We start from the raw sequence: 18,830 nt of genomic DNA on the forward strand, positions 1-18,830 counted from the left end.
TAGGATGGTGTTATTCTTTTATCAAAAGGAGGGAATAACACATGGAAGCAATAGAAGTTCATAATCTTTATAAATCCTATGGGGATGTCCAAGTGGTGAAGGATGTTAGTTTAACGGTAAAGAAAGGTGAGGTATTTGGATTGCTTGGGGCCAATGGGGCAGGAAAGAGTACTACCATAGAGTGTATTTTAGGTACAAAGAATTTTGATGGCGGACAGGTATCTATCTTAGGTATGAATCCTCAAAAAGAAAGAAAACAACTATTTCAGAAAGTTGGGGTTCAGTTTCAAGAATCTAATTATCAAGATAAGATTATAGTAAAAGAGTTGTGTGAAATAACTGAAGTTCTTTACAAAAATCCATTAGATTCCAATAAATTATTAGAGCAATTTAACCTTCAAGATAAGGTTGAAAATCTAGTAAGCGAGCTATCTGGAGGTGAAAAGCAACGATTATTTATTATCCTAGCGTTAATTCCTAACCCAGAGGTAGTATTCCTAGACGAGCTTACAACAGGGCTAGATGTAAAGGCTAGAAGAGATGTATGGAAGTGCTTATTAAACTTAAAGAAGCAAGGACTTACAATCTTTTTAACATCTCATTTCATGGATGAGGTTGAAGTTCTGTGCGATAAAATATGTATTTTAAAAAATGGAATAATAGATTTTTATGGAACAGTTGAAGAAGCAGTGGCACTGAGTCCATATGAAAAATTTGAGGATGCTTATTTATGGTTTGTAGATGAGGAGGAATTGGATGATGAAAGTATTTAAAGGAATGTTAAAAACTGAATTAAAGTTATCACTAAGAGGCATGGATATGTTCATCTTTGCAATCTGTATGCCAGTGGTGGTAACTGTTATTTTAGGTGTTATTTATGGCAATAAACCTGCATTTCCTGGAGCAGATTTTACATTCATGGAACAATCCTTTGCAGCTGTATCAACCATTGCAATATGTGCAGGTGGCGTCATGGGGTTACCATTAGTATTATCTGAGTATCGTCATAGAAAGATATTAAAAAGATTTAGAGTAACACCAGTTAGCCCATCTATGATTTTAGTAGTTCAAGGAGTAATCTATGCTTTATATGCCATTGTTTCATTAATTCTTGTTTATTTAATAGCAAAAATATTTTTTAAGTTTCAATTTAGAGGTTCATGGATAAACTTTTTAGGAGCATATACATTAGTAATGACATCAATGTTCAGCATTGGATTTATGGTGGGGGGAATAGCGAAAAATATTAAGATGGCAGGTGTTATTGCCAGTATTCTATACTTTCCTATGCTTATATTCTCAGGAGCAACATTGCCATACGAGGTTATGCCAACAGCGCTTCAAAAAATAGCAGATATCTTACCCTTAACTCAGGGGATAAAGCTTTTAAAAAGTGCATCACTTAATTTAAGCATAGATAATACAATACTACCAATTTTAGTTATGAGTATACTTGCTGTGATATGTACTGGGGTATCTATTAAGTTTTTTAGGTGGGAGTAAACTGTCTTTAATACAAGAATAGGAGATAACTTTTCATTTAATGTTACTTTTCAAAAATATTTAAAAAACAGTGCAGGTAAAACATATTCTGACGCAGTAAATGAATGGTATAATGATGGTTGACAAGGTTCCAATTGCTACTGGTGGAAATGCAACCGCGCTTTTTGCTATTATGACACTATCAAAGAAAGGAGTGTCGATCATAAATATTTCAGACAGAATTCAGAATTTAAGAAAAACAAAAGGTATTTCGCAAGAAGAACTTGCAGACAAGGTTGGAGTATCTCGACAAGCTGTTTCAAAATGGGAGAGCGAACAAAGTATCCCCCGATATTGAGAAAATCATTATCATGAGTGATTATTTTGAGGTGACCATAGACTACCTTTTGAAAGGAATTGAACCAAAGAAAGAAGAAACGAAGAGGGGGAAAGCTTTATAACATGAACAATGTTTTGATTATAGACGATGACAAAGAGCTTTGCGCTCTTATGAAAAAATGTGTGGAACAAGAGAGCTTCTCTGTCCATGTTGCTAACAGTGGATGTGCAGGACTTTGTATGGTTGATGAAAACAGGAACAGCCTTTCCCTTATCATTCTTGATGTAATGATGCCGGATTTAGATGGTTTTCATGTGCTGCAAAAAATTAGAGAAATAAGCAATGTACCCGTACTGATGCTCACCGCCAAAAGTGACGAGGAAGATAAAGTTTCCGGGTTACGGCTGGGTGCTGATGATTATCTGACCAAACCATTCAGCATTAACGAACTGATGGCTCGTGTCAATTCTCTTATTCGCCGCTATACTACTTTGAACCATACGGCTGAAAGTGCCACAGACTGCATGATGTTACAAGACATGATGATAGATAAATCCAATCGCATTGTGACTGTGAATGATATGCCGATAGAGCTGACAGGCAAAGAGTTTGACCTGCTTTTCTTTCTAGCAACAAATAAAGGGCGGGTGTTCACTAAAAAACAGATTTATACGCAGGTTTGGGAAGAAGAATATGCTTTTGACGATAGTAACATTATGTCCTTTATCAGCAAATTACGGAAAAAGATTGAGCCGGACCCAGGCCATCCATTTTATATTTTGACAGTCCGAGGTGTCGGTTATCGTTTTAATAAGGAGGCTTGACGTAAGTATGAATGTTTATCTGTTTTTTACGTTGGCTATAGCCCTGCTTATTATAGTATACCTTGTTTCTATCTTGCGGCGTGTCCGAACACAAATTACCCTTATAAAAGATGCTTTAGAAGATATAAAAAGCGGTAATCTCAACCGACGTGTTTTGACAATGGAAAACGATATGACAAGTCAAATTTGTTATGACATCAACGAAATTGCAATTAACAGCCAATCACGGCTTATTCAACAAAAACAATCAGAGCAGGCATATAAACGGCTAATGACAAGTCTTTCACATGACGTAAAAACTCCACTTGCTTCTTTGGTTGGTTATTTGGAAGCAATCGAGAGTAAAATTGTAGTAGGAGAAGAAAAGGACGATTATATCCGTGTTGCGACTAATAAAGCCCATCACTTAAAGCATTTTGTGGAAAATCTGTTTGAATGGGTGAAATTAGATTCTGGTGAACAGGTTTTTCATTTCGAAATTTTTGATTTGAATGAGTTATCCCGTAATATTATAGCTGATTGGATTCCTATTTTAGAAAACAGCCATTTTGAATATGAATTTGATATACCGGAAACAGAATATTCCATACGTATAGACGCAAACGCATATACCCGTATTCTCAATAATCTATTACAGAACATTATCACACACAGCGAGGGTGACGATATGGTGTTGCGTATTTTTGAAAATAATCAGCAAACCAAAATTGTAATAACAGATAATGGAAAAGGAATACTTCCCGATAATCTTCCTCATATTTTTGAAAGAATGTACCAATGCGACCATTCACGAGGTGCAAAAGGAAATGGTTTAGGTTTGGCTATTGCAAAGGAGCTTGTCAGCGTTCACAAAGGAACTATCACTGCTGACAGCACTCCTGGCGCTGGAACTACATTCACGATTTTATTGCCGAAAGTCCTGTGACAGCACAGGGCTTTCTTGCTGTAAAAACAAGATAAAAGCAAGATTACGGCAAGGTTTTGGCAAGGTTAATGTTTTATACTTTTAATTGTGATTGTTTCTGCTATCATATTGGTTATCACATTGCGAAAGCAAAGTTATTGAAAGTGAGGAAATTTTATATGAGTGATTTTTTGATAGAAACTAAACAACTGACAAAAATTTATGGAGAACAGACGGCCGTTAGCTCCGTCAATCTTCATGTAAAGAAAGGTCGGATTTACGGACTGCTCGGACGCAATGGAGCCGGAAAAACCACCATAATGAAAATGATTTTGGGGTTGACTTCTATCACATCGGGCGAAGTAGATGTGTTCGGAAAGAATATTAAGGGTCAGGAGAAACGGGTATATCCACGCATCGGTGCAATCATCGAAACACCGGGTTTTTATCCTAACTTGACCGGGACGGAGAACTTGGAAATTTTCGCAAAGCTGCGTGGTACAGCTGCCCCTAATGCAGTTGAAAAAGCATTGAAAGTAGTTGGATTACCGTATAAAGACAAAAAGCTGTTTGGAAAGTATTCTCTCGGAATGAAGCAGCGTCTTGGTATTGCCAACGCCATTTTGCATGACCCGGAATTGCTGATTTTGGACGAACCTACAAATGGTCTTGACCCCATCGGCATTGCAGAAGTAAGAGAATTCATTAAGAATTTGAGTGCCACACAAGGAAAGACAATTCTTATTTCCAGTCATATTCTTTCGGAAATATCATTGTTGGCTGATGATATTGGAATTATTGACCGCGGTGTTCTTTTGGAAGAAAGCAGTATGGATGAGTTGGAAAAGAAAAATAGTAAGTATATCCTGCTGCAAGTTTCCGATGTGCCAAAAGCTTCTTTGATTTTGGAGCAGCAATTCAAGGTTAAAGACTACTCGGTGCAAGACGACCATATTCTACGACTCTATGATACATCCCTTGATATGGCGGCAGTCAACAAAGCGTTAATGATGCAGGATGTTGCAGTTGCAGGCTCACAGCTTTGTAATGATACTTTGGAGGACTATTTCAAAAAAATTACAGGAGGTGAAGGCATTGCTTAACCTTATTCAAACAGAATTTCTTAAACTGCGCCGCAATAAGCTTATTTGGCTCATGTTGTTAACCGCTCTCATTATGCCATTTTTCGCACTATTATATTTTAATTATTTTGGGGATAAAGGTGTTGACCCGATACATTTTTATAAATGGTCAGCACTCGGCTATACTATTATCATTATCTTACCTGTTATTTTGGGAATACTTAGTACCATGCTTATGCATGAAGAAAATCAGTATGATATGTTAAAACAACTTTGGATTGTTCCTATCAGCAAAATGGGATACTTTTTTAGTAAATTTTTTGTGGTTTTGGTTTACTCCATTTGTTTCATGCTAATTACATTCGTAGCTTCCGTTATGTTTAGTGTGCTTTCAGGATATGTCGTATTTGAATGGGGAAGCGTATTATATTTACTGAAAAAATGTTTAGCGGCTGGTTTTTTTACTGCTTTTGCAATGTTGCCGATTTTAGCAATAGCCTCATCGCAAAAAGGATACATTCTCCTGATTTGTATTACATTGGTTTATACCTTTTTTACATTTTTTATAATGCCTGTAAATATGTATCTACACCCCATATCCAGTATGGCAGTTATATTAGATATTCCGGGCATTGTTCAAGCAATTAACGTCCCTTTAGCGTTTCTTTGTATTTGCGTTTGGGATATTATTGCAGTATTACTTGCAAATGTCGCATTGAAAAGAAGGAAATGAGGTGTGCATAATGCGAAATTTACTTTGGGCTGAACTCCAAAAGATTCGCCGTTCAAATATTGTTTGGATTACAATTTTTGCAACAGTTATGGTAGCTGTTATTGTTTTTATACAGGGATGGTTTACGTATAATGGTTCACGGGATATAGACAGTGCAGGATGGTATATGACTATGGCTCAGCCTTTGGCAACAATTTTTGTTCTTCCCGCAGTCATTTCTCTTTTGGGAAGTTATATGATCTGTCGTGAAGAAGATGAGGATACTATAAAATCTTTGCTACTTATTCCCGTAAATGAAACAAAGTTAATTGCTACAAAAATGATTATTACTTTTTTATTCAGTATTTTCATTTACTTGCTGCTCTTTGCAATAGCATTTTTGACTGAGGCAATATTACATCTTTCCGATTTATCGGTAGGAATGGTTTTAGATTTTCTGAAAATATATTTTCTTCAAGGTGTTGGAATATTCCTTGTTATCTCGCCCATTATTGCCTTGGTATCATATATGAAAAAAGGCTATTGGATTGCATTAGTATTAACTGAAATGTACTCTTTTGCGGGACTATTCATGAGTATGTCAAACACCCTAAAAACATTCTATCCTATTACGGCGGCATTTGGGGTTTCCGGTTACTATGAAGCTACTGTCCAAAATCGGATAGAAAGTATTATAGTCTTGTTACTATGTGGTTGCCTTTCTGTTTTTATACTCAAAGGTTTCAAATATAGTGAAAAAAATTAGCCATACGCTTAGACGTATGGAAAAAAACAATGACAAAAAGGTAAATATTTATGAAAAAAAGATTGTATAGGATTAGACAAGGGAAATGGATTGCTGGTGTTTGTGGTGGTATTGCTAAATACTTTGATATAGACCCCAAGGTAGTACGGTTGCTCTGTGCAGGGCTTATCGCAGCATATGGAAGTGGATTATTGATAGCAAATAAACAGGGGTTATGAGAATGATATGAAATTATCTTAATTATATTTTCTTATATGTGTATGTTTTTAAAACAAAAAAGTGTTGACTGTAAGAATGGTAAGTTATATACTTTAGAAAGATTATATTTATAGAAAAGGAGAGTTGAAGAGATGATTTCAGTTGTTCTTAACTAAACTATTAAGATTAAATAGTTTAAGATGCTTTAAAGTTCTAGTTTAGAGCTTTATTTGATTTTGCATTTAAGAACAATATCTTCTATTAAACTCTTTTATAAAAAATAAAATAAATTTAAATACACATATAATATTATATATGCTTATTTTTATTAAGATAAAATATGGATATATATATTTTGTATTAAGTTTAATTTGATAAAATAAAAGATCTTTATATAAATAAATTCCCCATAGATGGTATTGTTCGTCTATGGGGATTTTTGTTTTGTATTGAGAAAGGTGGGAGTTTTTATGGCTTTAACAAAAGTTACAGAAAGAATTTATTATCTTATAAACGACAAGGAAACTGATAGGCCAGTACTTGGATACATTAAAGGAGATAAGTATTCTTTGATGGTGGATGCAGGAAACTCAAAAAATCATGTTGAAAAATTTAATAATTCTATAGAAAAATTAAATTTAAAATTACCTGATTATGTTGCAATTACTCATTGGCATTGGGATCATAGTTATGGAATGCATGCAGCTATGGGAAAAACAATAGCATGTGAAATAACTAATGAACAATTAAAGGTTATGACTAAATGGCAATGGACAGATGAAGCAATGAAAAAGCGTCTTTTAACGGGAGAAGATATTGAATTTGCGGATACTAATATTCGCAAAGAATATAAAACATTTCAAGAGATAAAAATTACTGCTGCGGATATAGTATTTAAAAACAATTTAGAAATAGATTTAGGAGGATTAACAGTTATTTTAAAGAATGTTATTTCACCTCATTCTGAGGATTCAGTAATAGTTTATGTACCAGAGGAAAAAGTAGTGTTTATAGGAGATGCTTATGGAATGGACTATTATAATAATTGCAAATATGATCCAGTTAAAGTAGAGGGTTTTATAAATACGCTAGAGAATTTAGAGTTTAATCTTTGTTTTCCAGGACATTCATCACCTATAAATAAAACTGAGATCATTAAGTTTTTAAAATCACAACATAAAAAAATTTGCGTAAGAAATGAGTAAATTTTATTGAAATCACAACCCTACACTATAGCACCAGGGTTTATAACATGTGTTATAATCTGAATAGAAGAAAAAGAGAAGGATATAAAGAATTTGATTTCTCATCTAAGTACATTGATTAATAAATAATAATATTTGTGTAAGTTGAAAGATAAGTTATAAATTAAAAACAAAGGAGTAACAAGGAGGGATATAGATGAAGCAGGAATTTATAGTTTTAAAGGGATGTAAAGAAAATAATTTAAAGGATATTTCATTAAATATACCTAAGAGAAAAATAACAATATTCACAGGGGTATCCGGTTCAGGGAAGTCATCAATTGTTTTTGAGACAGTAGCAAAGGAAGCTCAACGTCAATTGAATGAGACCTTCACTGCCTTTATAAGAAATTTTTTACCTAAGTATGGTGAGGTTAAAGCTGATCATATAGAAAATTTATCAACACCAATTATTATTGACCAAAGCAGGCTTGGTGGTAATTCAAGGTCAACTTTAGGTACTATTACAGATATAAATTCATTCCTTAGAGCTTTATATTCAAGGTTTGGAAGTACTTATATCGGTAAGGCCAATATGTTTTCTTTTAATGATATTAACGGTATGTGTCCAGAATGTCAGGGCCTTGGTAAAAAGTTGGTTCCAAATATGGAGGAGATATTTGATAAGAGTAAATCCTTAAATGAAGGAGCTATTTTACTTTCAGGTTTTGGAGCTGGTTCCTGGCATTGGAAGATATTTGCCCAGTCAGGATACTTTGATAATGATAAGAAAATATGTGATTATTCAAAGGAAGAATTAGATAAGTTTTTATATGGTGGGCCAGATAAAATTAAGATAGATGAAACAGGTGGAATGAACATAACCTATGAAGGTTTATTGGTTAAATTTAATAGGCTATATTTAAGTAAAGAAGGAGAAACCTCTGAAGCTGCAAAGAAAAAGCTAAGTAAACTACTTATAGAAGACCAGTGCCCTACTTGCAGGGGAAAAAGGCTTCATGAAAGAGTATATGGATCTTTAATTAATGGTTATAATATAGCGGATTTAACTAGTATGCAAATTGATGAATTGGTTGAGGTAGTTAAAGAAATAAATGAGCCAGAAGCAGAACCTTTAGTTAAAGGGATAATAGAAAAGCTAAATAATATTATAGATATAGGTCTTGGATATTTGACTTTAGATAGAGAAACTTCATCATTATCTGGTGGAGAATCTCAACGTATAAAGATGGTAAAGCATTTAAATAGTAATCTTATAGATTTAATGTATATATTTGATGAGCCTAGTATAGGTCTTCATCCAAGGGATGTCGATAAATTAAATAATCTATTAAAAAAGCTACGTGATAAAGGTAATACTGTAATAGTTGTTGAACATGACCCTGATGTTATTAAAATTGCAGACCATGTTATAGATGTAGGCCCAAGGGCAGGTAAGCATGGTGGTGAAATTGTATATGAGGGAACCTATGAAAATTTACTTAAATTAGGAACATTAACTGGAAATGCATTAAATAAAACTCTTTCTATTAAAGAAAAGGTAAGAGAGCATAAGGGATATTTAAAGGCTGTAAATTGTAATAAGAATAACTTGAAAAATATATCTGTTACAATACCTAAGGGTGTATTAACAGTAGTGACAGGAGTTGCAGGATCAGGTAAAAGTACATTGATTAAACATGAATTTTTAAAACAAAATAAAGATGCAATACTAGTAGATCAAAGTCCTGTGTCAGCTAATTCTAGGTCCAGCTTAGCCACCTATAGCGGAATTATGGATGATATAAGAAAGGCTTTTGCTAAGGCAAATGGTGTTAATGCATCATTATTTAGCTCAAATTCAAAAGGAGCCTGCGAAAATTGTAATGGGAGCGGAATAATAGAAACAAATCTTGCATTTATGGATAACATAAAAAGTACTTGCGATGTTTGTGAAGGCAAGAAGTATAAAAAAGAAGTTTTAGATTATAAATTACATGACAAAAACATAATAGAAGTTCTTGAAATGTCAGTTTCAGATGCAATTGAATTTTTTAACTTAAAGTCTGTTAAGGCAAAACTGCAGTCTATAGAAAATATGGGCATTGGATATTTAAATTTAGGGCAAACTCTCGATACCTTATCTGGTGGAGAATGTCAAAGATTAAAGCTTGCCAGTGAATTGCATAATGAAAGTTCTGTATATATATTGGATGAGCCTACAACAGGTCTTCATATGGCTGATATTGAAAAATTTATCAACATAGTTGAAAGCATTGTGGACAGTGGCAATACAGTTATAATAATTGAACACAATGTAGATATTATTAAAAGAGCAGATTGGATTATAGATATGGGACCTGATGGTGGAACAAAAGGTGGAGAGATAATATTTGAAGGGGCTCCAAAACAATTATGTAATTCTGAAGCATCATTAACAGCTAAGTATATTTAGTTAATAATTAAGGAGAATTCTACTTGTAGAACTCTCCCCTCACTTTAATTATAACATATGTAAAGCGTAAAATATAGACTACTAAATTTTGAACCTAACTGCTAAAATATAATAATCAAAGATGTGACTATATTTCATGTAAAAAAGACATTTGTCATTGGACAAGTGTCTTTACTATTTAAGGAGGGGATATAATGAAGGATTTTGAATGGAAGCTTGAAAAGGAATGGTTGCAGGAGGTTCTTCAAGAGGTTCAAAAACAGTATAATGAAAAACATGATCTTAAAGAAAAGTTTAAAAAGGATGCCCTTGAAACACAACGAGAACTATGGAATGATTTAGGATCTGTTTCGATAGCCAATGGATTAGAGCAGGTTGCAGACTTTATGGGATTTATCAATACCATGAAAATACAGAAGAGAAGCCACGAGTTCACAAAAAAACTTGAGGAAAAATACGAGAGAATGCTCCTATCACCCTACTTTGGAAGGATGGACTTTATTGAAAATGGAGAGGACAAAGCTGAAAAGTATTACATTGGAATTTCAAATCTTATTAATGATAACTATGATTTTCTTGTATACGACTGGAGAGCACCGGTTTCCAGCATGTTTTATGATTACGAAATTGGAGAAGCTAATTATAAATGTCCTGAAGGAACAGTAGATGGGAAGCTTACACTGAAAAGACAGTACAAAATTAATAATGGTGAAATTAAGTATATGTTTGACAGCAATATTAAGATAGACGATGAAGTGCTACAGGATATCTTGAGTAAAAGCGCGGATAGTAAGATGAAGGCAATAGTAACAACTATTCAAAGAGAGCAAAATAAAGTAATTCGTAATGAGGAGTATAAAAATTTGATTGTACAAGGGCCTGCTGGAAGTGGGAAAACCTCTGTTGCTCTTCATAGAATTGCCTATCTATTATATAAGCATAGGGATAAAATAACACCTCAAAATATAGTAATATTCTCTCCAAATGATGTTTTTAATGATTATATTTCTAATGTATTGCCCCAGCTTGGAGAAGATAATATGTGTCAGACCACATTTAAGGAATACATGCACAAGGCCTTAGGCAATGAGCTTATAAAGGAAAACTATTCTGAGATGATGGAGTATATTCTTGTCTCTAAGAAGGATGGTGACTATGAAAAGAGAATAAATAATATAAAATTTAAGTCTTCTATGGAGTTTATAGATGTATTAAAAGCATATGTATGCTACCTAGAAAAAATGGATAGAAATTTTACAGATATTATTTTCAGAGGGAATTTGATAATCTCATCTAAGGATATAGAAGAATTATTTTTTGAAGATTATGTAAAGCTCCCACTTAAAAGAAGGCTTCAAAAGATAAGAGAAAGAATTTTGTTCCTAATGGAGCCTTATGAAAAATATTGGGTAAAAGAAGAGGCTGAGGAGCTTAGGGATTCAGGTAACTATATAGATAATGTAGAAATTATGGAGCGCAGTATAGCTATTGTAAAGGATGAAATAAATGATATATACCATGAAATCAATAGAATGACGGATTTTGATTTAGTGGATGCTTATAAAAAGCTTTTTGAAAACTTGGAGTTTTTCTTAAAAAAATCAAACACTGAATACCATGAGAAAAATATTGATGAAATCAAAAACTATACTTTAGAAATCTTAAGAGCAGGAAGACTTAACTATGAGGATCAGCCACCCCTTTTGTATTTAAAAGGTGCCTTAGGAGATCTGCCAAAAACCTCAGAAATCAAATATGTTATTATTGATGAAGCTCAGGACTATACACCGCTACAGTATGAAATCTTTTATCAGCTTTTCAACCATGCCAATATGACCATACTAGGGGATTTACATCAATCCATCAATCCATTCATGAACGTGGGCGATTATGGTAATATATCCAATGTATTCCCAAAGGATAATACATGCATAATAAATTTAACCAAGAGTTACAGATCCACAATGGAAATTACTGAGTTTTCAAGGAGGATACTTAACAAGAAAATTACTGACCAGTGGGTAGAAAGAAGCGGAGACAAGCCTTTAGTCCTTGGCCTTCCAGATGAAGAGGCTATAAAAGAAAGACTTCTAGAGGATATAAAAATATATAAGGATAAAGGACACAAATCTATTGGAATCATAACAAGGACTATAAAGGAAGCACAAGATGTACACAGTTTCTTAAAAGACAAGATTCATGTTAAAGCCATAATGAAGGATGATGATGAATATGCGAGTGATACCTTGGTAATCCCCGCTTATCTTGCTAAAGGATTAGAATTTGATGTGGTGCTGATATATAATGCAGGGGATGAAAATTACAGCTGCGAAGAGGAAAGGCTGCTGCTTTATACTGCATGTACTAGGGCACTTCATATTTTACGCATATACTATTCAGGAAAGGTTACACCTTTGTTAGGAGGAAGTTATTAAATTTAGTAAGGAAGTTATTAAATTTAGCTCTGTAAAATAGAAGATAAGAAAGCTATGGGCGAAATGCTCATGGCTTTTTTTATCATATCTGAAAGGTTTGGAATGTGATACGGTGAAGCATATCTGTGGAGAACCAAAATAAATAGAGAGTTTTAAGAGATTAAAGGTAAGCCAATGGTATTAAAGAATCATTGGCTTATGTTATAATTAATTGGTAAGTACTGGGATAGGGACAGATAGAAAAATAGGAACTTATCGAATGCTTGTAATAGGGATATGAGGTGGAATATATGCTTTGGATAGTGATAGTTTTGATTGCGCTGGCAATCATAGTGATGTACTTGGCGATACCCGGCGGCAGACTTTGGAAGCAATATCTGACAGATGTAAAAAGTTCTTTGACCGAAACAAATAGGCAAAGAAGCATACAGAGTATATTTACGGAAGATTATGCTGCTGAACTGCCTGCTCTGCTCCGTCAGCACATCATCAATGGGGGGTATATGGGAAAGCCCTTTATGGATAACATGCTGATATATTTTCATAACACAAAGTTTCGTATGTCGGCAGGCAAAAAGCCAATTAAAATTAAATTCATGCAGGTTAATTTTGTAAATAGACCAGACCGACACGCTTTCTTGACAGGACGAATTGCGGGGATTCCATTGCAGGCCAAAGACAGCGTGTTGGACGGATTCGGCTCTATGACAGGTGTGCTTGCCAAGCAGTTCCAGCTTTTCCGCTCTACTGGGGCAGAAATGGACCAAGGTCAGTTGATAACAGCGTTGGCAGATGCAGTATATATGCCATCCTTGTTTTTACAGGAATATGTGTCATGGACAGTCGTTGACGATTGCACCGTTGAAGGTGAGATTTCATGGAAAGGCGTTACTGCTAAAGGAAGATTTACTTTTGACAATAATGGCAACATTATACGTTTTGATACCGATGACCGATATATGGACGAAAACGGAAAAGGCAGCTCGCTGGTGCCGTGGTATGTAACCTATTCTGATTACAAAGAACAGAATGGTTACTTTCAGCCGGGAAGCGTTAGTGTAAATTGGATGCTCCCGGATGGTGACGACACATATTTTGTGAGCGACCACATTGAGGTTCAATATTCAATAAATGAAGCAATTTTATGACTTGATTATTTGGTCTTTGCAGCAGTAGGCTGAACAGTTTGGTTTACTTTATCCTAAGAATATGAATCTATCAAATTCCAATTTCAAGTGCCGATTATTTATATAACAAGATAGAACAATAAATCAGAATTGGAGGAAATTTGAGATGGATCAATTATCTGAAAAAATGAAAAATAAGATAGAGGAACTTGCTGAAATTGGTAATGGCTTTTATGATAGCGAACAATATGATGAAGCTTTAAAAGTTTGGGAAGAAGCATTAAGTCTTATTCCCCACCTGCAACAATTTTATAGTGAAACTGTATGGTTTTTGGCTTCGATAGGCGATATATATTTTATACAGAATAACTTTGATAAGGCATATCAATGTTTTGATGCTGCAAGAGGAAATCTTTCTGGTGAAGGCTATGGCAATCCATTTGTCATGCTTAGACTTGGTGAAAGTTGCTTGGAGATAGGTGATGAAAAAAACGCCTTGGAATATATGTTAAGAGCATATATGTTTGAGGGCGAAGAAATTTTTGATGAAGATAACCCTAAGTATCTTGAATTTTTAAGTACTCATATAGATCTAAGACAAGACCGCACGAAAGAATGATTATTTATGTAAGCTACACAAAATTATATTTTACGAGGAGGATTATCTGTGAAAAAGAAAATTCGAATTGTTGCCGTACTTTCATTAATAATAGTAACCGGATTACTATTTTTAAGCACTGGGGGAAAAATAACAGGTATTATGCTAACTGATTACTCAATATCCGAAGATGGCAATGTAATGACGCTAGAAGTTGGTGTTGCAAGTAGTATAGGGTATATAAGAACGCTTAAAGCGAGTGAAGACGGAAATAAAAAATACATTACCTTTTATTCAACATACGGATTTAACAGTAATATCGGTGCTAAAGATGAATTTCAAGTTGAATTACACCCATCCTGCGATGAGATATATTTTTATCGTGGGAATGGCGAGTACAAGCTGAAGTTGCAAAAAAATAGCGGAACGAATGAATGGGAAAGAGCTAAGTAACGACAAGGGTATGTAGATAATGAGAATAACCGGAAGCTGACAAATTCTAATTTGAAGAGGAGGATGACAATGAATATACATAATCATAATTTGAATATACATTATACTGCACCAGCCGAAATATGGGATAAATTGAATGAGTTATATTTTGAAATGCCATTTTGGAATGGGTTTGTGAATGGCTGTCCACAATGGTATGGCAATGATGGGAAGCTGATAGAAGCATCTGTTGAGCCTAGCGGACTACAGTTCTATGCCAAATTACCTCAAGAAGAATGGAACTTATGGTTTGAATTGTTTAAAAGTAGAGCTTCTGAATTATTAGGTTTTCAAGTTGGGGAACCAGAAGATGGTTTTGAATTTTATATCTATGATTGAAGTATAAATTCCAATTTGAGATTGAGTAATATAAATAGTAATTTTAGTAGAGGAAGAATGTATGAGAAAAGAATTAGAATTTCCTGAAATTGATGAAAGTAAAATAGAATATGTTAGTAGGCTAATTGACGTTATTGCTGAAAATGGTACAGAGGATTATCATAAGGAATTGATAGAAATTAATAGTATTACAGGTAAAGAGTTTAATGGAATTGAGTTTGCGGAATATTGGGGCTGGACATCATTAGAGATGATTTCAAGACAAGCATTAACTCCCAATCCTCCATGCATTCGTGATTTAAGTAAAAGTGAAATTATAGAAATGATAGGTATTATAAAAAATCATTTTGAAAATGGGAAAGATGTAGAGGCTGAATACTATACTGAACTTTTACAAAAAAGTTTACCATTATGTGATATTTTACACTATGTAATGCTTGAAGGCGAACCAGAGCAGATTGCTGATAAAATGCTTGAAGATTCAAGAAATAGTATTATTCATTTATAAGAAATAAATTCCGAATTTGTGAGTTTGATAAGTTGTTGCTTAAAGGAGAAATGAAAATGGGATTGTTTGATAAATTTAAGAAAAAAAATATGGATAAAAAAAGTGTGACAAATAACACTTTTTCACAATTTACAAGTGTATTTGAGCCATCTGATGATTTGGTAAAACCTACAGAAGAGGAACTGAAGCAATTTGAGGATATATTACCATCTGAATTATTGCACTTTTGGAAAGAATATGGATTTGGCAATTATGGTAATGGAATAATAAAGGTTATTAATCCACTTGACTATATGGAAAGTTTATATGAATGGCTTGGAAAAGAAGACTTCTCAAAATTGCCTATTTTGGTAACTGGCTTTGGAGATATTTTCTATTATCGAAAATTATCAGAAGTGGATGAGGATATCTGTCTTCTTAATATTCATTATAGAAATATTATAGTATGTTCATACAGTTTAGATGATTTTTTAAAATCATATATTGTAGATGAAGTTAACTACAGTAAAATATTGAGAAAAGAATTATTTGACCAAGTATATGCTGTTAAAGGGAATTTAAAAGCAAATGATATATATTTCTTTGTACCATCGCTTATCTTAGGAGGTAAAGAACCAGTAGAATTAATTGATAAAGGGAATGCAAATGTACATCAAAGTTTATTGTTTCAATTGGGCAAATGATTTTTTAGTATATATTTTAAAATTACAATTTGAGGTTGAATAATATAAATAGTAAATTTGTGGAGGTAAAGTATGTTTAAGTTAGGGAAATTAAAGTTTGATGTGGAGAGTGCGACATTTAGTGGGAGTTTTATGGATTCTTCTATGAGTAAAAGAATGCAGAGTACTGGACTGCCAGAATTTCACTGGTTTATAGAAATAGATATGAATGCAGGGGATTTTGTAACAGAATTAGATGATGAAGAATTGGAAGATTTAGAAGATGATGAAGAAATTTATTATGAATCGGTTTCACCTCGTTTGTATCATAACAACGGTTTTAGGCTTGATATAAAATCATGGAAAGATATAGAAGGACTTTCTTTAAAATGGGATTCTCAATATAATGCAAACGGTGAAGAAGCGGGAACATTGTATGTTTTTGAACATGAAGATGTAACTAATGGAATAATTGAATTCTTGGAAAGAAATGGAAACAAGTTTCTGGTTCGATGGACAGGAACTGCAAATGTGTATTGGGATGATGAATATGGGGAAGATGTTCCATTTTCTTTTGAAGGAGAAGTGGAATTTAGTGGAGTTAGTGCTTATTGTGATGATATATCAACTTTAGATGAATTAAAAATAGTCATGACAGATTTTATTAATTTAGATGAATATAAATGTATATTCAATGATACACATGAGATTAAAACAGGGATTTCTTATGTGTGGAAATTTTTCCCTGAAAATATAGATAAATGATAAATAGTTGAGTAATATAAATTCTAGTTTGTCATTCAGATAGTGAGTATTATGGGAAAAAGGTTTTGAGTTTTATATTATTTATACAATAGGAGGTAATTACTATGCATAGTTTTTGGAGATTTATCTCTTAAAATATTGTTTGAAAAGAATAGAGAGGAAATTTATATAATACTTAATGAGATATTTGATGGAGGGTCATATGCGAGTTTTTATATCAATAACACAGGATTTAAAAAAGGCTGTTCCATTCCAAAGGATGCTGCCCTATATATTGGACAAGCTTAAAGAGCAAAGTCTTACACCTGCACGTTACTTATTCGCATTTCAAGATGTGCCGAATACTAAAAATCAACTATTTTCTAAAACTTCTATGGGCAAACTGGTGAAAGCGTTCCCGCAGTTTGAAGATTATCTGTGGCCGCACAGTGAACAAAGACCGTGCGAGACTACAGCCTCTAATTTTCCTGCTGTGAGCGGGCTTACCTATGTGCAGCAGGGAATCCCCAATGCAATAACACCGGAGATGTTGACAGCGGTGGCTGAGAAAATTCCCAAGCCGTATTCCTTCTATAGTACCACCATCCTATTGGATGCCATTCCGTGGTTTGGAGACAGCAACCCCGAGCCGGCATTATCTTGCGGTATACAGGATGTTCCCTGTGCAACGGACGGTATGAATCTATACAATGAAGAGTGCAGTTTCTATCAATCTGACAGTATTGTTTTATCAAAATGCTTTGATTATGGAACCAACTACAATCCCATGCATCTGCGCTTCGAAGTAACGCCATTTATCGAAACTGATATGCTTGAGCAGATGGATGAGCAAATCGAAAAAATCAGCGCGTTGTTTGGTGGTAAACGCAGAATGAAGCAGATGGTCTGCTGTTTTCCACCTGAAGAAATAGCTCGTTTTGATGCTGCTGCAAAACAGATGGAGTTGTTTTTGCAGAAACGAAGTGAGGCATGGGCACAGTTGCCTATGCCAAGCGGAATTCCATTTGGCGGAGGGGCTTACCAATCAGTTGCAAATGCTCCCAAGGACAAGGATTTTCAACATCGAAACACAGCCTCTTATTTCAAGAAGATACTCAAAGAAAACGGATTTCTCTGGCATCACCCGAAAATCAACGGATATTGTGACTTTGGAAAAATTGTTACAGAGGGTAATTATGCGCTGAATATAAGCACAGAGCTTCGTCGCGGAGATTCGTTGCATATCTACTTACGGTGCTCAGGCTACAATTTTTTTATCAGTCATGTGTTGGCTAGCGATCGCCCATGTCATTCGATGTATGAACTGGAGCTGTATACCTCCGATTTGAAGAAAGTCATACAGCTTTGGGAGAGTGAAGTTGTTCCGGAAATTCGACGGCTTTTCGGGGATACCCCAGATTGGTATGCGCATTCCATCCATTATGACAACTATATTGGATGTACTATCCGCAATCAGCCGTAGCCACATTATGAGCATTAGCTCTTGTATGCGAATTAAAACAAAGCTATAGGAAATTTATATTTGTTGAGTCTTATGGAGGTTTTTATGCTATGTACGAAAATATATATAAGTGACACTAAGAAACCTATGACAATAGAAAGCACATCTGGTATTTCGGAAAGCCAACATAATGCTATATTGGATAAAATAGGTAAAGACTATATTTATTTAGAATACACTGTAGGTGATATCAGTTTATCAGTTGAGTTTAACAAGGAAAAAGCAGCATTTATTGGATGGGTTGACGAATATAATGATGACATTTCTTATTTTGACAATGGAAGTCAAAATATCTATTCCGTAGATTTAATTATCAATGCTTGCCCTCAAGAAAGAATGATGTGCTATTCATTGAAGGATATTAAAGTTATCATTGTGCATTTTTGTAAAACAGGAGAAAAGCATCCATCTTTTAAATGGACTTCGGATACTGACATCTGATATAAAGAGTGTGGC

The 18,830-nt window shown here is 34.1% G+C and carries 21 protein-coding genes and 1 pseudogene; all 22 read left to right on the forward strand.

Features of this window, described 5'->3' with window-relative positions; all coding sequences use genetic code 11:
- Positions 1-41: 41 nt before the first annotated feature.
- The 22 genes and pseudogenes from RYO54_RS03315 to RYO54_RS03415 all read left to right on the forward strand — a co-directional run bounded on the left by RYO54_RS03315 (position 42) and on the right by RYO54_RS03415 (position 18,815).
- Positions 42-773 (forward strand): ABC transporter ATP-binding protein, encoded by a 732-nt coding sequence (locus RYO54_RS03315; RefSeq protein WP_315115669.1) that lies wholly within the window; start codon positions 42-44, stop codon positions 771-773.
- Complete coding sequence (locus tag RYO54_RS03320) at positions 760-1,503, forward strand: ABC transporter permease (RefSeq protein WP_315115672.1); 744 nt, start codon at positions 760-762, stop codon at positions 1,501-1,503. The genes RYO54_RS03315 and RYO54_RS03320 overlap by 14 nt, the downstream gene beginning before the upstream one ends.
- An 18-nt stretch (positions 1,504-1,521) precedes the next feature.
- Positions 1,522-1,626: a DUF6434 domain-containing protein gene (locus RYO54_RS20195; protein WP_399548999.1), complete on the forward strand. Its 105-nt coding sequence runs from the start codon at positions 1,522-1,524 to the stop codon at positions 1,624-1,626.
- 79 nt (positions 1,627-1,705) lie between these two features.
- Positions 1,706-1,937 (forward strand): annotated as a pseudogene (locus RYO54_RS03325) (helix-turn-helix domain-containing protein); the annotation flags it as partial.
- Positions 1,938-1,944: 7 nt separating this feature from the next.
- Entirely contained in the window at positions 1,945-2,646 is a 702-nt protein-coding gene (locus tag RYO54_RS03330) for a response regulator transcription factor (RefSeq protein ID WP_315115675.1), read from the forward strand.
- Positions 2,647-2,653: 7 nt separating this feature from the next.
- On the forward strand, positions 2,654-3,571 hold the full coding sequence (locus RYO54_RS03335; RefSeq protein WP_315115678.1) for a HAMP domain-containing sensor histidine kinase: 918 nt from the start codon (positions 2,654-2,656) through the stop codon (positions 3,569-3,571).
- Positions 3,572-3,729: 158 nt separating this feature from the next.
- The gene (locus RYO54_RS03340) at positions 3,730-4,653 is read left to right on the forward strand and encodes an ABC transporter ATP-binding protein (RefSeq protein WP_315115681.1); all 924 of its coding nucleotides are present in this window, start codon (positions 3,730-3,732) and stop codon (positions 4,651-4,653) included.
- A complete protein-coding gene (locus RYO54_RS03345) occupies positions 4,646-5,365 on the forward strand; it encodes an ABC transporter permease (protein WP_315115683.1) in 720 nt (239 codons plus the stop codon). The genes RYO54_RS03340 and RYO54_RS03345 overlap by 8 nt, the downstream gene beginning before the upstream one ends.
- Before the next feature lie 10 nt (positions 5,366-5,375).
- Positions 5,376-6,110 carry an ABC transporter permease gene (locus RYO54_RS03350; protein ID WP_315115686.1) on the forward strand — a complete coding sequence of 245 codons (735 nt, stop codon included), beginning with the start codon at positions 5,376-5,378 and terminating at the stop codon, positions 6,108-6,110.
- A gap of 50 nt (positions 6,111-6,160) precedes the next feature.
- Entirely contained in the window at positions 6,161-6,328 is a 168-nt protein-coding gene (locus RYO54_RS03355) for a PspC domain-containing protein (RefSeq protein ID WP_315115689.1), read from the forward strand.
- A 450-nt stretch (positions 6,329-6,778) separates the two neighbouring features.
- Positions 6,779-7,513, forward strand: a complete 735-nt coding sequence (locus RYO54_RS03360) for an MBL fold metallo-hydrolase (protein WP_315115692.1) — start codon at positions 6,779-6,781, stop codon at positions 7,511-7,513.
- Positions 7,514-7,709: 196 nt separating this feature from the next.
- Positions 7,710-9,947 carry an excinuclease ABC subunit UvrA gene (locus tag RYO54_RS03365; RefSeq protein ID WP_315115694.1) on the forward strand — a complete coding sequence of 746 codons (2,238 nt, stop codon included), beginning with the start codon at positions 7,710-7,712 and terminating at the stop codon, positions 9,945-9,947.
- A 194-nt stretch (positions 9,948-10,141) separates the two neighbouring features.
- On the forward strand, positions 10,142-12,382 hold the full coding sequence (helD, locus tag RYO54_RS03370; RefSeq protein ID WP_315115696.1) for an RNA polymerase recycling motor HelD: 2,241 nt from the start codon (positions 10,142-10,144) through the stop codon (positions 12,380-12,382).
- Between the two features lie 290 nt (positions 12,383-12,672).
- Complete coding sequence (locus RYO54_RS03375) at positions 12,673-13,530, forward strand: DUF6544 family protein (RefSeq protein WP_315115698.1); 858 nt, start codon at positions 12,673-12,675, stop codon at positions 13,528-13,530.
- Positions 13,531-13,675: 145 nt separating this feature from the next.
- Positions 13,676-14,128 (forward strand): tetratricopeptide repeat protein, encoded by a 453-nt coding sequence (locus RYO54_RS03380; RefSeq protein WP_315115700.1) that lies wholly within the window; start codon positions 13,676-13,678, stop codon positions 14,126-14,128.
- 48 nt (positions 14,129-14,176) lie between these two features.
- On the forward strand, positions 14,177-14,560 hold the full coding sequence (locus RYO54_RS03385; RefSeq protein ID WP_315115702.1) for a hypothetical protein: 384 nt from the start codon (positions 14,177-14,179) through the stop codon (positions 14,558-14,560).
- A gap of 69 nt (positions 14,561-14,629) precedes the next feature.
- Positions 14,630-14,938, forward strand: coding sequence for a hypothetical protein (locus RYO54_RS03390; RefSeq protein WP_315115705.1), 309 nt, complete (start codon positions 14,630-14,632; stop codon positions 14,936-14,938).
- 61 nt (positions 14,939-14,999) lie between these two features.
- The gene (locus RYO54_RS03395; RefSeq protein ID WP_315115708.1) at positions 15,000-15,446 is read left to right on the forward strand and encodes a hypothetical protein; all 447 of its coding nucleotides are present in this window, start codon (positions 15,000-15,002) and stop codon (positions 15,444-15,446) included.
- A 56-nt stretch (positions 15,447-15,502) separates the two neighbouring features.
- On the forward strand, positions 15,503-16,129 hold the full coding sequence (locus tag RYO54_RS03400; protein ID WP_315115710.1) for a T6SS immunity protein Tdi1 domain-containing protein: 627 nt from the start codon (positions 15,503-15,505) through the stop codon (positions 16,127-16,129).
- Between the two features lie 72 nt (positions 16,130-16,201).
- On the forward strand, positions 16,202-16,873 hold the full coding sequence (locus RYO54_RS03405; protein WP_315115713.1) for a hypothetical protein: 672 nt from the start codon (positions 16,202-16,204) through the stop codon (positions 16,871-16,873).
- 202 nt (positions 16,874-17,075) lie between these two features.
- Positions 17,076-18,335: a hypothetical protein gene (locus RYO54_RS03410; RefSeq protein ID WP_315115715.1), complete on the forward strand. Its 1,260-nt coding sequence runs from the start codon at positions 17,076-17,078 to the stop codon at positions 18,333-18,335.
- A gap of 84 nt (positions 18,336-18,419) precedes the next feature.
- A complete protein-coding gene (locus RYO54_RS03415) occupies positions 18,420-18,815 on the forward strand; it encodes a hypothetical protein (RefSeq protein WP_315115717.1) in 396 nt (131 codons plus the stop codon).
- Positions 18,816-18,830 lie beyond the last annotated feature (15 nt).

It is taken from the genome of uncultured Clostridium sp., from assembly GCF_963515715.1.
Taxonomy (GTDB): domain Bacteria; phylum Bacillota; class Clostridia; order Clostridiales; family Clostridiaceae; genus Clostridium_AW.

What these genes read in the sequence shown, in the direction of transcription:
- RYO54_RS03400 (WP_315115710.1), top strand. Translation starts at nt 15,503, where the DNA reads ATGGGATTGTTTGATAAATTTAAGAAAAAAAATATGGATAAAAAAAGT.
- RYO54_RS03380 (WP_315115700.1), top strand. Translation starts at nt 13,676, where the DNA reads ATGGATCAATTATCTGAAAAAATGAAAAATAAGATAGAGGAACTTGCT.
- RYO54_RS03365 (WP_315115694.1), top strand. Translation starts at nt 7,710, where the DNA reads ATGAAGCAGGAATTTATAGTTTTAAAGGGATGTAAAGAAAATAATTTA.
- RYO54_RS03355 (WP_315115689.1), top strand. Translation starts at nt 6,161, where the DNA reads ATGAAAAAAAGATTGTATAGGATTAGACAAGGGAAATGGATTGCTGGT.
- RYO54_RS03375 (WP_315115698.1), top strand. Translation starts at nt 12,673, where the DNA reads ATGCTTTGGATAGTGATAGTTTTGATTGCGCTGGCAATCATAGTGATG.
- RYO54_RS03330 (WP_315115675.1), top strand. Translation starts at nt 1,945, where the DNA reads ATGAACAATGTTTTGATTATAGACGATGACAAAGAGCTTTGCGCTCTT.
- RYO54_RS03335 (WP_315115678.1), top strand. Translation starts at nt 2,654, where the DNA reads ATGAATGTTTATCTGTTTTTTACGTTGGCTATAGCCCTGCTTATTATA.
- RYO54_RS03340 (WP_315115681.1), top strand. Translation starts at nt 3,730, where the DNA reads ATGAGTGATTTTTTGATAGAAACTAAACAACTGACAAAAATTTATGGA.
- RYO54_RS03315 (WP_315115669.1), top strand. Translation starts at nt 42, where the DNA reads ATGGAAGCAATAGAAGTTCATAATCTTTATAAATCCTATGGGGATGTC.
- RYO54_RS03390 (WP_315115705.1), top strand. Translation starts at nt 14,630, where the DNA reads ATGAATATACATAATCATAATTTGAATATACATTATACTGCACCAGCC.
- RYO54_RS03410 (WP_315115715.1), top strand. Translation starts at nt 17,076, where the DNA reads ATGCGAGTTTTTATATCAATAACACAGGATTTAAAAAAGGCTGTTCCA.
- RYO54_RS03395 (WP_315115708.1), top strand. Translation starts at nt 15,000, where the DNA reads ATGAGAAAAGAATTAGAATTTCCTGAAATTGATGAAAGTAAAATAGAA.
- RYO54_RS03320 (WP_315115672.1), top strand. Translation starts at nt 760, where the DNA reads ATGAAAGTATTTAAAGGAATGTTAAAAACTGAATTAAAGTTATCACTA.
- RYO54_RS03415 (WP_315115717.1), top strand. Translation starts at nt 18,420, where the DNA reads ATGCTATGTACGAAAATATATATAAGTGACACTAAGAAACCTATGACA.
- RYO54_RS03360 (WP_315115692.1), top strand. Translation starts at nt 6,779, where the DNA reads ATGGCTTTAACAAAAGTTACAGAAAGAATTTATTATCTTATAAACGAC.
- helD (WP_315115696.1), top strand. Translation starts at nt 10,142, where the DNA reads ATGAAGGATTTTGAATGGAAGCTTGAAAAGGAATGGTTGCAGGAGGTT.
- RYO54_RS03405 (WP_315115713.1), top strand. Translation starts at nt 16,202, where the DNA reads ATGTTTAAGTTAGGGAAATTAAAGTTTGATGTGGAGAGTGCGACATTT.
- RYO54_RS03350 (WP_315115686.1), top strand. Translation starts at nt 5,376, where the DNA reads ATGCGAAATTTACTTTGGGCTGAACTCCAAAAGATTCGCCGTTCAAAT.